The organism is Acetobacter sp. DmW_136 (assembly GCF_008690365.1).
Taxonomy (GTDB): Bacteria; Pseudomonadota; Alphaproteobacteria; order Acetobacterales; family Acetobacteraceae; genus Acetobacter; species Acetobacter oryzifermentans.
Window position 1 is genome coordinate 1 of the sequence record NZ_VHON01000005.1, and the last position, 13,627, is coordinate 13,627.

At 55.0% G+C, this 13,627-nt stretch carries 11 protein-coding genes; 1 reads left to right on the plus strand and 10 read right to left on the minus strand.

Features of this window, described 5'->3' with window-relative positions; translation table 11 throughout:
• Window positions 1–57: 57 nt before the first annotated feature.
• From FKW31_RS00735 to FKW31_RS00745, 3 genes are all read right to left on the minus strand, one after another.
• A complete protein-coding gene (locus tag FKW31_RS00735; protein ID WP_238332708.1) occupies window positions 58–462 on the minus strand; it encodes a histidine phosphatase family protein in 405 nt (134 codons plus the stop codon).
• A gap of 9 nt (window positions 463–471) precedes the next feature.
• The gene (locus FKW31_RS00740) at window positions 472–801 is read right to left on the minus strand and encodes a chorismate mutase (RefSeq protein ID WP_006115149.1); all 330 of its coding nucleotides are present in this window, start codon (window positions 799–801) and stop codon (window positions 472–474) included.
• A 66-nt stretch (window positions 802–867) separates the two neighbouring features.
• Window positions 868–1,599 carry a metallophosphoesterase gene (locus FKW31_RS00745; RefSeq protein ID WP_006115150.1) on the minus strand — a complete coding sequence of 244 codons (732 nt, stop codon included), beginning with the start codon at window positions 1,597–1,599 and terminating at the stop codon, window positions 868–870.
• A gap of 305 nt (window positions 1,600–1,904) precedes the next feature.
• On the opposite strand from FKW31_RS00745, the gene FKW31_RS00750 reads away from it, so the two are divergent.
• Entirely contained in the window at window positions 1,905–3,422 is a 1,518-nt protein-coding gene (locus tag FKW31_RS00750; protein WP_006115151.1) for an acetyl-CoA hydrolase/transferase family protein, read from the plus strand.
• 85 nt (window positions 3,423–3,507) lie between these two features.
• On the opposite strand, the gene FKW31_RS00755 is transcribed toward FKW31_RS00750, so the two are convergent.
• From FKW31_RS00755 to miaB, 7 genes are all read right to left on the minus strand, one after another.
• Window positions 3,508–4,266 (minus strand): hypothetical protein, encoded by a 759-nt coding sequence (locus tag FKW31_RS00755; RefSeq protein ID WP_035351494.1) that lies wholly within the window; start codon window positions 4,264–4,266, stop codon window positions 3,508–3,510.
• Window positions 4,253–8,800 (minus strand): AAA family ATPase, encoded by a 4,548-nt coding sequence (locus FKW31_RS00760; RefSeq protein ID WP_150177159.1) that lies wholly within the window; start codon window positions 8,798–8,800, stop codon window positions 4,253–4,255. Before FKW31_RS00760 ends, FKW31_RS00755 begins: the two co-directional genes overlap by 14 nt.
• Window positions 8,801–8,839: 39 nt before the next feature.
• Window positions 8,840–9,460 carry a thioredoxin domain-containing protein gene (locus FKW31_RS00765; protein ID WP_006115154.1) on the minus strand — a complete coding sequence of 207 codons (621 nt, stop codon included), beginning with the start codon at window positions 9,458–9,460 and terminating at the stop codon, window positions 8,840–8,842.
• Between the two features lie 71 nt (window positions 9,461–9,531).
• Window positions 9,532–10,476: a hemolysin family protein gene (locus FKW31_RS00770; protein ID WP_035351492.1), complete on the minus strand. Its 945-nt coding sequence runs from the start codon at window positions 10,474–10,476 to the stop codon at window positions 9,532–9,534.
• Window positions 10,473–10,979, minus strand: coding sequence for an rRNA maturation RNase YbeY (gene ybeY, locus FKW31_RS00775; protein ID WP_035351755.1), 507 nt, complete (start codon window positions 10,977–10,979; stop codon window positions 10,473–10,475). The genes FKW31_RS00770 and ybeY overlap by 4 nt, the downstream gene beginning before the upstream one ends.
• A gap of 16 nt (window positions 10,980–10,995) precedes the next feature.
• Entirely contained in the window at window positions 10,996–12,093 is a 1,098-nt protein-coding gene (locus tag FKW31_RS00780) for a PhoH family protein (RefSeq protein WP_193562017.1), read from the minus strand.
• On the minus strand, window positions 12,078–13,496 hold the full coding sequence (gene miaB, locus FKW31_RS00785; RefSeq protein ID WP_150177161.1) for a tRNA (N6-isopentenyl adenosine(37)-C2)-methylthiotransferase MiaB: 1,419 nt from the start codon (window positions 13,494–13,496) through the stop codon (window positions 12,078–12,080). Before miaB ends, FKW31_RS00780 begins: the two co-directional genes overlap by 16 nt.
• Window positions 13,497–13,627: the final 131 nt, after the last annotated feature.

The window sequence follows — 13,627 nt, forward strand, 5'->3', positions numbered from 1 at the left end:
AACAACTCACTCACAGCCTCACCTCCATTGGTAAGCCTGTGAATCACAACGTCTCGCTCAGTTCAATAAATTAATAGGTCCTGAGCCTAAGTGGTGGGCTAATAAGGAAATACCCGGATTATGCCCCACCATCAGCACGGTAAGGGCTGTATCAGGCACCTGCTGAATGTGTGCCAACAAAGCCTCGGGCGTGGCTTCGTAAATATCCGCACAATAATCCGGCGGAGGGAGAGTGGGCGGGAGAGCCATAACTGCCCCAGCCAATGTCTGCCGTGTGCGTAAGGCCGGGCTGCATATAATACTATCAGGAACAATGCTGTGCGCTGCCAGCCAATGCCCGCAACGCCGTGCCGCCTCTTGCCCCGCAGGTGTAAGGGGACGGTTCATATCAGCTTCAGGGCTGAAATCTCCTAACGGGGCGGAAGCTGATTCAGCATGGCGAAGCAGAACAAGGCGGCGCATGCGTAGGCCTTATGCCTTGGGGGCTTCGGCTGTTTGCCGTGCGATGGCCTCATGGTGCCGGATAACTTCATGGATAATGAAGTTCAGGAACTTTTCAGCAAAATCCGGATCCAGATGCGCATCTTCTGCCAGTTTGCGCAGGCGGGCAATCTGCTGGGCCTCACGCGCTGGGTCTGCTGGTGGCATGTTGTAGCGTGCTTTAAGTGCCCCCACAGCCTTGGTGCAACGGAAGCGTTCAGCCAGCATGGAAACCAAGGCGGAATCGATGTTGTCTATGCTGCAGCGCAGGTCCTGAAGGGCCTGAGTGGGGGAGATGGACTGGTCGTCTGTCACGGTCATGCTGTTCCGGTTCTGTCAGAATATGCACCAGCGCCTGTAAAATGCGCTGTGGTTGGTAAAGTCTGCTCAGGCTTTTTCCACAAAAGGTGGGGGCAGGTCTAGCCATGCCAGATGTCCCCCTTTGCCAGCGCCCGTATCTACAAAAATGGCCTGACCGCCAGAACGGCCCGGAATGGCCAGCGGGCAGCCATTGGTGGAGCGCTGATCATGCCCGCAATAAATGGTGTACCCTGCGGGAATGGTGTTTACCCAATTTAGTGTGCGTTCGGGGTATCCATCTGGCTGCATGCGGTTTGTTGTTTCTCCAAACAAAGCGCGAGAAAGCAGATAGGTAACGCGGCCTAATGGCGGCGGAGGTGGTTCCATCAGCATGCGTGGGTCAAACGCGCCGTGCACAAAAACGGTCTGGCCCATCACCAGCCATGCCGGGGCGTTTTCCAGCACGGGCAAAAGGGCATGCAAGACATCGGTATTTTCTGGCTGATAAAGCTGTGCCAGTGTTTCTTCTAAATGAGGGGTAGAGCGCAAACGCTTACCCATAAGGGCGCGGCCAAGTTTGCGATCATGGTTGCCAATTAAAAACAGCCCCCGTTTTTCGTGCATAACCTGCAACATCAGCCGCAATACACCTGCGCTGTCTGGCCCGTAATCTACAAGATCACCTAGCTGAATCACAAAGCGGTCTGTGGCAACAGCATGGCGGAAAGCGTCCAGATCTCCATGCACGTCCCCCACAATGCGGAGTCCGTTTCGCATTGTATCTTTCACGTTTCCGTCAGGGGGAAGCAGTTCAAGCATGGTGTTTTAATCCGTTATTTCCTTACTTCCATGTAGGCTTTTCGAGATCAAACAGGAACTGGAACAGCAAGTTTTTTTTCATTTGCCCCCAGATCGTGCACAAGTATGTGACGCGCCAGCACGATCTGTTTGCGCTTACGTTATACGGGCAATCGGGTTTTTGAAAACAGCCTGAAACGGAAGGATAACATGCCACAGGTAGAAGAATGTGCTGGAACGGCTTCAAACAGTTGCAGCCGCGCCTTCTTGGTGGTCTGTGCTTTCGGGAATTCGGAACAGCTTGAAAAAGAACAGGAAGCCCTCTCATGACAGAGCGCATTCGGAACGTCGCGCTGCGCAGTAAAGTATGTCCGGCAGAAACCGCATCCGAGTTGATTAAACACGGTGATGTGGTGGGCACCAGTGGCTTTACTGGTGCAGGCTACCCCAAGGAAGTACCCAAGGCGCTGGCCCGCCGAATGGAGGCTGCGCATGATCGGGGTGAGAAATACCAGATCAGCCTGATTACGGGTGCCTCTACCGGCCCACAGTTGGATGGTGAACTGGCAAAGGCCAACGGGGTTTATTTCCGCTCACCATTCAATACGGATGCCACCATGCGCAACCGTATTAATTCGGGTGAGACAGAATATTTTGATAACCATCTGGGGCAGGTAGCTGGCCGCGCCATTCAGGGCAATTACGGCAAGTTCAACATTGCTCTGGTGGAAGCTACAGCCATTACGGAAGATGGCGGTATTGTGCCTACATCTTCTGTCGGCAACTCCCAGACATTCCTCAATCTGGCTGACAAAGTCATTATTGAAGTGAATGAATGGCAGAATCCGGCGCTGGAAGGCATTCATGATATCTGGGATGGCAACGTAAGCGGTGCGCCAACGCGTGATATTGTGCCGATTGTACGGGCAGACCAGCGCGTGGGTGGTACGGTTTTACGTGTAAACCCAGACAAAATTGCTGCCATTGTGCGCACGAATGATAGGGACAGAAACGCCCCATTTGCTGCGCCGGATGAAACAGCCAAGGCTATTGCAGGCTACCTGCTTGATTTCTTTGGGCATGAAGTCAAACAGAACCGGCTGCCGCCATCACTTCTGCCGCTTCAGTCTGGCGTGGGCAATGTGGCCAATGCCGTGCTGGAAGGGCTGAAGGAAGGCCCGTTTGAAAATTTGGTCGGGTATAGTGAGGTCATTCAGGATGGCATGTTGGCTATGCTGGATTCTGGCCGTATGCGTATTGCCTCTGCCACATCTTTCTCACTCAGCCCGGAAGCGGCGGAAGAAATCAATAACCGTATGGATTTCTTCCGGAGCAAGATCATTCTGCGCCAGCAGGATGTGAGCAACAGCCCCGGCATTATCCGCCGTTTAGGCTGTATTGCCATGAACGGCATGATTGAGGCAGATATTTACGGCAACGTAAATTCTACCCGCGTGATGGGTTCCAAGATGATGAATGGTATTGGGGGTTCGGGAGATTTTGCCCGCAGTTCCTATCTATCCATCTTCCTGTCTCCCTCCACGGCCAAAGGTGGCAAGATTTCTGCCATTGTGCCTATGGCTGCGCATGTGGATCACATCATGCAGGATGCGCAGATCTTTGTAACCGAGCAGGGTCTGGCAGATTTGCGTGGGCTTTCACCCGTGCAGCGTGCGCGTGAAATTATTTCTAAGTGCGCACACCCAGATTACCGGCCCATGTTGCAGGATTACTTTGACCGTGCGCTCAAGAACTCCTTTGGCAAGCATACACCACACTTGCTGACGGAAGCCCTTTCCTGGCATCAGCGGTTTATTGAAACAGGCACCATGATGCCTGCGTAAAAAGAAGAAGAGGTAGGTTTTCTACCTCTTTTTTCTGGCTTCTTCCTGCATCTTTAACAGAGGTGGGAAGAAGCCTTTTTTACGCTTAGCTTTTATTGGTGGTTGTATCAGCCATTTGTGTGGGCTGTTGAGTAATCATGATATCCACAGGGCGTTCAGCCAGAAACTCACTGGTGGAGCTTTTGGGTGTGTCCGGATTATCCGTAATAATAGCTTCGGCATCGCGGTGTGTCAGGGCAAACAAATATGGTGCGGCAGAAGGCGAAAGGTAGGCGGCATAAGGATGGTGGCCTGCCAGTTTGTGGGCAGCATAGGCATCGCGCTCGGAATGCACGGGAATGGCCACCATAATTTTGGAATCGGCATGCAGAACGGTTTCTGTGTCCTTATGATCTGAAGGCACCAGAATAACCCTATCCCGCATCCGGGTTTTGCGTACCAGCTTTACCACATTATCGGCACTGGCGCTGTTGATATCCAGCATCAGCAGTGTGTTGGAGTGGTGGGCAGAGGCCAGCACGCCTTCTAGCTCATTAGAGCCGGGTTCCACCATAATCCGGCCATCCGGCCCATTGGCAAGTTCCAACCGTAGCATGGAGGGCACGCCATTATGAGGTGAGGAGGTGGAAACCGGGGTGGTTACAAGCCCTGTACCCGGTGTGCAAACAATCAGCCCATGATGGATGCGCGCCATAATGCCATAGGCCTTGGAGTGTTGCACAACCAGTGTTGTGCCCACGGCTACGCACAGCCCAACAGCCAGAGCGATCTTTTTAAAGCAGCCACGAGAAGACTTGCTGCTCTGTTGCACAGAGATGTCAGCCGCCTTTTCAGGATGCGACATTCGGTTCTTCCTTATCATTCTGGCCAGCCATGGAAGCAGCCCGTGCCAGATCAACTGAAAGCACGCGGCTTACGCCTCGCTCCTGCATGGTGACACCAAACAGGTGATCCATATGGGCCATAGTTAACTGATGGTGGGTTACCACCAGAAAACGGGTTCCCGCTTCGGTTACCATATCACCAAGTAGGGCGCTAAACCGGCCTACATTGGCATCATCCAGCGGTGCGTCCACTTCGTCAAGAACGCATACTGGTGCAGGGTTACAGCGGAAAACCGCGAAAATCAATGACAATGCGGTTAAAGCTTGTTCACCCCCAGAGAGAAGGGAAAGTGTAGCAAGCTTTTTACCCGGTGGCTGGGCGTAAATTTCCAGCCCTGCTTCCAGCGGATCATCACTGCCCACAAGCCCCAGATGCGCACGCCCACCGCCAAACATGCGGGTGAACAAGGACTGGAAGTGGTGATCCACCTGCGTAAACACGGCCATCAGCCGTTCACGTCCTTCTTTATTTAGTGTGCCGATGGAACCACGCAAGCGGCTAATGGCGGCTTCTAGATCTGCAATCTCATCTGCCAGTGTGCGCGCTTGGGTAGATGCCTCTTCGGCTTCAATTTCTGCACGCAGGTTGACTGGCCCCATATCCTCGCGTTCACGCGTGAGGCGAGAGATTTTGCGGCGTAGGGAGCTTTCAGCCGCTTCTGTCAGATCCCCCGTGGGTTGACGCGGCGGGGCAGGGGTATCGGCCAAAAGTTGATCCAGAATAGCCTGTGCCTGCTCACTTTTAGCATCGGCTTTCAGCAGGTTTTCACGCGCAGTGTTCAGCTCAGATTCTGTACGGCGGCGTTGTTCATTGGCGGCGTTTAATGCAGCTTCGGCTTCAGCGCGTATTTTATCTGCCTGTGCATAGGCTGCTTCGGCTTCTTCCAGTGCTGAAAGGGTTTGCTGTTTCTGGCGTTGCGCTTCGGCCGGAAGTTCTGAAACCTTGGTGTGCTCATTACGTGCTGTCTTCACGCGTTGGGCTGCGTTCTCGGCTTCTGTGCGCGCTGTGGTGGCGCGTTGGCCCCATTCTTCTGCTGCGGCCACAAGAGATGTCAGGCGTGTTTCCAGCGTTGAGGATTCGGCCTGAAGGGTGGCGCGCAGTTCACGCGTTGCTTCTAGCTGACTGGTAAGAGCCGCGCGTTGTGTGTGCAACTGGGCGAGTGTTTCCTCGGCATCCTGTGGCAGATCTGCGGCTGTTTGGGCTTCCGTTTGTGTGGCGGCTGTGAGTTTATCTTGGGAGTCCTGCTGTTCTTGCTGCAATTCTTTTAGCCGAGGGGTTAGGGCGGCAATTCGGCTGCGCAGCGTAAGGGCCTGCTCCTGTATTTTTTGCTGCTGTTGGATGGTGTCTTGAGCAGCTTTTTCGGCTTGGGCAAAGGTGGATGTGGCTGTTTGAAAGGCCTGTTGCGCCTGTTCCAGATTGTTTTGTGCGTCTTTCAGGGCCACCGCTGTGGCGTTTTCTGTTTGGGCAGATGTTAACCGCTGCTCAAGTTCAAGAACGTTGGCTTCTTCGGCTTCCAGATTCTGGCGGAGGCGGAGGCGTTCTGGCGCCAGTGTTTCCAGCCGCGTTGTGGCGGCTGTGTGCTGGTTTTCTGTTTGGGTCTGCTTTTGCTGCGCACGTTGGAAGGTCTGTTCTGCCAGTTTAAGGGCTGTGCGGCAGTCCTGCTCCGCTTTTTGTGCGGCTGCATGTTGTTCCCGCGCGGTGGCGAGGGCTTGTTGAAAGCTTTGAGCGGGGGGCAGATTCTGTTGTGCTGCTGTGGCCGTTGCCAAGGCAGATTCGGCTTCTGTTTTGGCGGCAAGCGCGCGTTCCTGCTGCGGACGCAGCGCATCTAACCGTGCCCGGAACGATGTGTGCTGGCGTTCCAGATCAGATTCCTGCGTACGGGCTTTTTGCAGGTTTTGTTCTAGCTTGCTGCGTTCTATGCGCTGTTCCTGCGCTAGCTTTTCCCCGGCCTGTACATTGGCGCGGGCGGCTACAGCTTTTTGCTCAGTTTGCGGAACATGCTGTTCCATTTCCGCAATGCGGGCTGAGGTTTCGCGCAGAATACGGCGTTGGGCCAGCCTGCGGGCAGAAGAATCGGGTTCACCCGCGCGGGTGTAAAAACCATCCCACCGCCATAAATCTCCGGCGCGAGAAACCAAGCATTGCCCCGGCAAAAGTTGTGCCTGCAAGCTGGTACCATCTGTGCCATCGGGTAAAACGCCAGTATATGCCAGCACTCTGTTCAGTTCTGGCGGTGCCGTAATAACGGATTTAAGCGCAACAGCTTTGCCGGGCAGAGGTGCGGTAGCGGCATCTTTTAGCAAATGCCAGCCGCGCGGGGCATTGTCTGCCGCGGGGGCGTCCAACCCATCTGTAAGCGCTACAGCCAGCGCAACTTCGTATTCCTCGGGAACGGTGATCTGAGCGGATATGGGCTCAGCCGAGGCTTCTTTCTCATTCCCCAGTGCTTCGGCCAAGCCTTCAGCTTGCGCACGCAGGCGGGTGAGTTCGGCTTGCAGAGTGGTAAGCTGTTGCTGAGTTTGTGTTTGTTCCTGCCGATGGTGTTGCAGGTTGTGCTCTGTTGTTTCAAGCGCCTGCACAATTGTTTGCAGGGCCTGTTCTTGTGTGGCGCGTTGTTCCCGCGCTTGCTTGAGCGCATCTTCAGGCGGGGCGTCTGCCTGTGCCTTTTCCAGCGCTTGCGTAAGGGTTTGGGCTTCCTGCGTTGCGCGTTTGAAAGAGGATTCGGCAGCCCGCAGGTTGTTTTCTGCATTGCGGCGCTGGGCTTCAGCTTCCTGCGCGGCGCGGCTGGCATCAGTTAGGGCTGTATTGGTGGTTAGCCGTTCTGTTTCAGCTTTTTCCAGCGCTTCACGGGCAGCGTGCACGGCTTGAAAGGCAGATTCGGTTTCCTGCTTAAGCTGGGTTCGGATGCTTTCTTCAACCAAAGCGGCCAGCGTATCGGCATGACGTTTTTCCGCTTGGGCGAGATCAGCCTTGAGAGAATCCAGCCGAGAGCGTGCTTGTTCCAGAGTGCGCCGCAGTTCGGTGAGCGCTTGTTCTGCTGCTTGTGCATTATTGCGCGCAACGGAAAGCGCCACATTGCATTCAGATCGCGTGCGCTCCGCCGCATCCAATGTGGTTTTGGCATTCTGAAAAGCGGTTTGGGCTTCTTCGACAGATTTTTGTGTTGCTTGAATGGCCTCAGAATCCGGCAGTTGCTGCTCTAGTAATGTCAATTCTGCCTGTAATGCGGTGTATGCAGCCGCAATACGGGCATGGTGATTTTGTGCGGTTGTTAGATTTTCTGCTGCACGTTCATGGGCGGCGCGTGCGGTGTTCAGGTCTGCGGTTAACTGGGTGAGCTTCTGCTCTGTTTCTGCCAGTTCTTTTGTAAGAGCCTGTTGCTTTGCCTCTGTCTCTGCCGTACGGGCAGGGAGTGAGATAATGTTGGCTTCTGTTTCTGCTTTTTCAGCTTGTAGGCGTTCAAGTGTTGCAGTGGCATCATCCAGCCGGGTTTTGGCCGCGTCTGCGTCTGCTTCATGCTGTTTTAGGCGTTCTGCTGCATCATTGGCCTGTGTGGCGGCGCGTTCTTCTTCCCGTGCAACGCCTTCGGCCAGCACACGGCACCGTTCCAGCGCGGTGCGGGCTGCATCAGCTTTTTCTCTGGTTCCGGGCAAAACCTTATTGGCTTCAAACTCGGCAACCACCGCGCTTTCCGCGGCTTCTTCATGTTCGGTTAGGGCTTTGCGGGCGCGTGCGGCGTTATCAATCGCGCGTTCTACAGCCAATCGGGCACGTGCATGTAATACGGCCAGAAGTTCTGTTTCGGCTTCTCGTAACGCAGCAGAAAGCTCTCGGTAGCGGCTGGCATCGCGCGATTGTTCGGCTAGCCCATCCAGCCTGTCTGAGAGTTGCTGGCGGCGGTCTTCTGCGCGTGTCAGGTTGGATTCTGTGGCACGCAGCTTGAGTTCTGCTTCATGCCTGCGGGCGTGCAGGCCGGTAATGCCTGCGGCTTCTTCCAAAATGGTACGGCGTTCTTCTGGCCGAGCGCCTACCAGCATGGCCACGCGGCCTTGGCTCACCATGGCGGAAGAACGTGCGCCAGATGCCAGATCGGCAAATAGGGTTTGCACATCTCGCGCACGTACGGGCCGACCATTTATGCGGTAATCACTGCCAGACCCGCGTTCTGCCCGGCGGGTAATTTGCAGTTCGTCCATATCTGCAAAGGCGGCAGGGCCAAAACCCTTGGTGCCTTCCAGCGTAACAGTTACTTCGGCTAAAGATCGGGCGGGGCGGCCTGTGGTGCCTGCAAAAATAAGGTCATCCATTTCCCCCCCACGGAGGGAACGGGCAGAAGATTCGCCCATAACCCAGCGCAGGGCTTCCACCACATTGGATTTGCCACACCCATTGGGGCCGACAATACCTGTCAGCCCGGGTAGGATTTCTACCGTTACCGGATCCGCAAAGCTTTTGAATCCGACAATGCGCAGACGAACAAAACGAACTGTCATGCAGGTAAGGTGCGCGGGCTTAGGAGAGCATGCGTAAGCTTAGCTGGCTTTTGCCAAATACTTGGCAAAGTCATCGTAAGTTAGCGCGCTGGACACCTGCTCTTTATTGTTGAAGCGGAAAGTGGGGGTGGAATCAAAATGGAATTTGTCCTGCGCTTCGGTCTGCTGGTTTAGAATGAACTGCATGAGTTGTTGATCAGCAATGGCTTTTTCAAACGTATCGCCCGGCATACCAGCAAAGGCGGCCATTTTCTTGAGCTCATCCTTTGGGTTGCCTTCCTTGGTGTAGGCCCAGCGGTCTAGGCTGGAAAGCAGGGAGGAGCAGAAAGGCTCATACCGTTCTGGTGGCAGGGTGCGGGCGACCATGGCGGCAACTGTTGCGAGCTGATCTGTGGGGAAATCATGAAAAACGTAGCGGATTTTCCCGGTATCGATCAGTTCTTTCTGCACCTGCGGAAAGGTGTTTTCTGCAAAATGCGCACAATGAATGCAGGTAAGGGAGAACCATTCTTCCACAACAATTTTGGCGTTCGGGTTGCCCAGTTCACGCGGGGTGAAGCGTGTATCTGTGGCATCTGCCGCTAAAGAGATACCGCGCAGGGCAGTGGAGGCAACGGCCAGACTTCCGGCAGCTAAAATGGAACGGCGGGTGAAAGACATGGAAATCCGGTCTCCCTTAATGGGTGCAAATCATAAGCGGTTAAAGGCATGACGGCAGATTTGCTCTGCCGTCAACCCACAGATTTATCCGTAGTAGCAGATGTTTCAGCCAGAGTAGGTGTTGCAGACTGTTCGGTTAGCTTGCGCACGCGCACACGGCGGATGTGCCGGGCATCTGCATCTAGCACGCGGAAGAGATAGCCATTTTCATGCGTCAGCACTTCACCACGGGTAGGGACATGCCCTGCCATGCGGAACACAAGCCCGCCAATGGTTTCAATTTCGGCCTCTCTTTCACTCTCGGTCAGAATGGGGCCGATGGTTTTTTCAAACTCTTCAATCGGGCAGCGTGCATCTATATCGAAAGACCCATCAGGCCGTGGGGTGATCATGACAATGGCAGGCTCATCATGCTCATCTGAAATGTCACCCACAATGGTTTCAATCAGATCTTCAATGGTTACCAAACCATCAATGCCGCCGTATTCATCAATCACAAGCGCCATGTGGGTCTGGCGCTGGCGCATCTGTAACAGCAGATCCAGCACCGGAATTTGGGGGGCAATCATCAGCGGCTGGCGCAAAAGCACTTCCAGATTAAAGGCCTCGCTGGTGCCAACATAGGCAATCAGATCCTTCACATGGATCATGCCTACAATATCATCCAACTGATCCCGATAAACTGGCATGCGGGAATGGTTTTCCCGCCGCATCATGGCCAATGCTTCGTCCAGACTGATGGAAACCGGCATGGCCACAATATCGGCGCGTGGTACCATCACATCATCGGCGGAAATGTTGCGCAGGCGCAGTACGTTGGCAATAAGTGCGCGTTCTTGCCTGTCTAGCTCCGGTTTTTCACCTGTTGCAGAGTCTTCTGGTTCATCCGCAGCCTGCTGCACAAGCGCGGCAATGGAGCTGCGCAGGTCTGTCTGATGTTTTTTGCGGTGGAAAAAGGAAAACAGGCCGCGACTATTGGCTTCCTGCTTGTCTGAAGAGGAATCGTGTTCGCTCATGATCGGGGTTTCCAAGGGTTGGGAACCCTGAGCCGCGAAAGCAGGCGGGATTCCAGCATTTCCATTTCGCGCGCTTCACCAGGATGGTGGTGGTCATACCCAGCCAGATGAAGGCTGCCGTGGATGACCAAATGCGCAAGATGGTCTGCAACAGGTTTGCCAGCTTTGCGGGCTTCACGCACCACGGTTTCCAGCGCCAGAATAATGTCTCCGCCGTTAATGCCGGGCGGAGGTTCAAATGTTAGCACATTGGTCGGGCGCTGCTTGCCACGGTGGCGGCCATTCAGTTCTCGCACCTCCCGATCTGTTGCCAAAACAACAGTATCGGGCAGGCCGCCATATTCTGAGCAAGCGGCCAAGGCGCGCCATACCAACTGTTCCGGGTTATGCACATAAGAGCGCCAGCGCCTATCCCGGATAAGGATTTCAGGGCCTTCGTTCTGCTCATCGGAAAAAACAGCCTGAAAAGGCAGGCTTTTTTCTGGGGCATCCATATCCTGCATAGGGATATGGGCGGGGCTACTTGGCGGTTCCATTTTTCTCCTGACGGCCCTTGCTATGGGAGGGATCCCTTACAGCCGTCGCCTTTGCATCATAGGCTTCAATAATGCGGGCGACTAGCTTATGCCGCACCACATCTGTTGAATCAAAGCGGGAAATAGTAATTCCTTTTACGTTTTCAAGCGTTTCTACGGCATCACGTAGGCCGGAGGTGGTGCCTGCTGGCAGATCAATCTGCGTAAGATCGCCCGTAATCACCATGCGAGAGCCGGGGCCAAGGCGGGTAAGAAACATCTTCATCTGTGCAATGGTGGTGTTCTGGGCTTCATCCAGAATAACAAAGGCATGAGAAAGCGTGCGCCCGCGCATAAAGGCCAGCGGAGCCACCTCAATATCCCCCGAAGCCATACGGCGCACGACCTGATCCCCTGGCAGCATATCGTAAAGGGCGTCGTACAGTGGGCGCAGGTAGGGGTCGATTTTGTCTTTCATATCTCCGGGTAGAAAACCCAGCCGCTCACCCGCTTCCACAGCCGGGCGGGAAAGAATAATCCGATCAATGGAGCCAGCCTGCAACATGGCCACCGCCTGCGCCACGGCCAGATAGGTTTTGCCCGTGCCTGCTGGGCCAATGCCAAACACCAGTTCCTTTTTGGCCAGGGCTTTCATATATGCGGCCTGACCGGGGGAGCGGGGTTCGATATTGCCATGCCGCATACGGATAAGGGGGAGATCCCCTTCCAATTCCGGGGCGGTCTGTGGCGCGTTGGGGAGAATGCTGGTGGTGTTTTGGGGCGGGCGGGACATGCGTATGGCGGCCTCTATGCTGCTGATATCCACGTTTTCGCCTGCTGCCAGTTTTTGGTACAGCACGCCAAGCACCGCACGCGTGCGGGCTGTTTGTTCAGGCTCACCTTGAATGGAAATGCGGTTGCCGCGCCGGGCAACCTCCACTTCCAAACCTTCTTCCAAGCAGCGTAAGTGCTTATCGTGGTCTCCCACAAGGCGCGCCAGAAGGGTGTTATCTTCAAACTGTAGGGTAGCAGAGGCATGGGGCATTTCTGCTGCCATGCGGGGTGAGGCGGAAATACGCGTGCTACTCAAGCGGACACACACTCCTCTTCTAAAACGCCGGACAGGGAGTTGGTCAGGCGTTCAACAATACGCACGGGCAGTTCCTTGCCAATCAGATGCTTGGGCCCAGAAACATGCACAGGCTGCAACCACGGAGAACGCCCGGCTATCTGGCCCGGTTTCCGTCCTTCTGAGGTAAACAGAACAGGAATGGTTTTGCCCACAAGTGTTGCATTAAAGGCATCCTGCTGTTCACGCAGCAGGGCCTGCAAAGCTTGCAAGCGGGCATCCTTCACATCCTCTGGCACCTGCATGCCAGCGCCTGCGGCAGGGGTGCCGGGGCGTGGGGAGTATTTGAAGGAATAAGCCAAAGCAAAGCCCACATCACGCACAAGCTGCATGGTGGCTTCAAAATCCTCATCCGTTTCACCGGGGTGGCCCACAATGAAATCGGATGAAAGAGCCATGTCGGGCCGTGCTTCACGCAGGCGGCGCACGATATCCCGATACTCATCTGCTGTATGGCCACGGTTCATGGCACGCAGAATACGGTCAGACCCAGCCTGAACCGGCAGATGCAGGAACGGCATCAACTCCGGCAGATCACGGTGGGCGGCTATCAGCGCATCATCCATGTCCCGCGGGTGGGATGTCATGTAACGGATGCGGGAAAGGCCGGGCAGCTTGGCAAGTTCATATGCCAGTTGCGGTAAGCCCCATGTGGAGCCATCCGGGCCTTCACCATGATAGGCATTTACGTTCTGCCCTAGCAGGCAGATATCCTTTACACCGCTTTCCACCATACGGCGTGCTTCTGCCAGCACGGAAAGCACGGGGCGGCTGCTTTCTGCCCCGCGTGTGTAAGGTACCACACAGAAGGAGCAGAATTTATCGCACCCTTCCTGAATGGTAAGGAAAGCCGTGTAATTTCCTGCGGTCTGTGGGGCTTCGGATTCTGGCAGAAAATCGAATTTCTGCTCTGCCGGAAAATCCGTTTCAATAACCGCGCCACCTGCACGGGCCGCACGGGCCACCATTTCTGGCAGGCGGTGATAGGTTTGCGGGCCCAGAACAATATCCACATACGGCGCACGGGCCAGAATTTCCTGCCCCTCTGCCTGTGCTACGCATCCGGCTACGGCAATAATGGTTTGCTGCCCGGCGGTTTCCCGCGCTTCCTTGATCTTGCGCAGACGACCGAGTTCTGAAAACACTTTTTCTGCCGCTCTATCTCTAATGTGGCAGGTGTTCAGGATAATCATGTCCGCTGCATCTGGCGTGGCAACAGGCTGATAGCCAAGTGGCCGCAGAACATCCCCCATACGTGCACTATCATACACATTCATCTGGCAACCCCACGTAATAACGTGCAGGCCACGAGCAGGGGATGTGTTGGCTGGGGTTCCGGTCATGATGGCAGGCGCTCCGCTATGCCGCAGGCCCATTCCATGCGGCAGGTGGAGGAAATCGGGCCAGAGCGCGTGCAGGTCAAGCCTCTTTTCTCACCAAGGCGAGAATAGTGGAAAGGTAAGAACGGCCAAAAAGTATTCTGGCGGTTAACAGACCGAATGTTCCT

Coding starts and splice junctions, on each gene's coding strand:
- FKW31_RS00740 (WP_006115149.1), bottom strand. CDS start 801: ATGACCGTGACAGACGACCAGTCCATCTCCCCCACTCAGGCCCTTCAG.
- FKW31_RS00770 (WP_035351492.1), bottom strand. CDS start 10,476: ATGAGCGAACACGATTCCTCTTCAGACAAGCAGGAAGCCAATAGTCGC.
- FKW31_RS00735 (WP_238332708.1), bottom strand. CDS start 462: ATGCGCCGCCTTGTTCTGCTTCGCCATGCTGAATCAGCTTCCGCCCCG.
- FKW31_RS00745 (WP_006115150.1), bottom strand. CDS start 1,599: ATGCTTGAACTGCTTCCCCCTGACGGAAACGTGAAAGATACAATGCGA.
- FKW31_RS00750 (WP_006115151.1), top strand. CDS start 1,905: ATGACAGAGCGCATTCGGAACGTCGCGCTGCGCAGTAAAGTATGTCCG.
- FKW31_RS00755 (WP_035351494.1), bottom strand. CDS start 4,266: ATGTCGCATCCTGAAAAGGCGGCTGACATCTCTGTGCAACAGAGCAGC.
- miaB (WP_150177161.1), bottom strand. CDS start 13,496: ATGGGCCTGCGGCATAGCGGAGCGCCTGCCATCATGACCGGAACCCCA.
- ybeY (WP_035351755.1), bottom strand. CDS start 10,979: ATGCAGGATATGGATGCCCCAGAAAAAAGCCTGCCTTTTCAGGCTGTT.
- FKW31_RS00760 (WP_150177159.1), bottom strand. CDS start 8,800: ATGACAGTTCGTTTTGTTCGTCTGCGCATTGTCGGATTCAAAAGCTTT.
- FKW31_RS00765 (WP_006115154.1), bottom strand. CDS start 9,460: ATGTCTTTCACCCGCCGTTCCATTTTAGCTGCCGGAAGTCTGGCCGTT.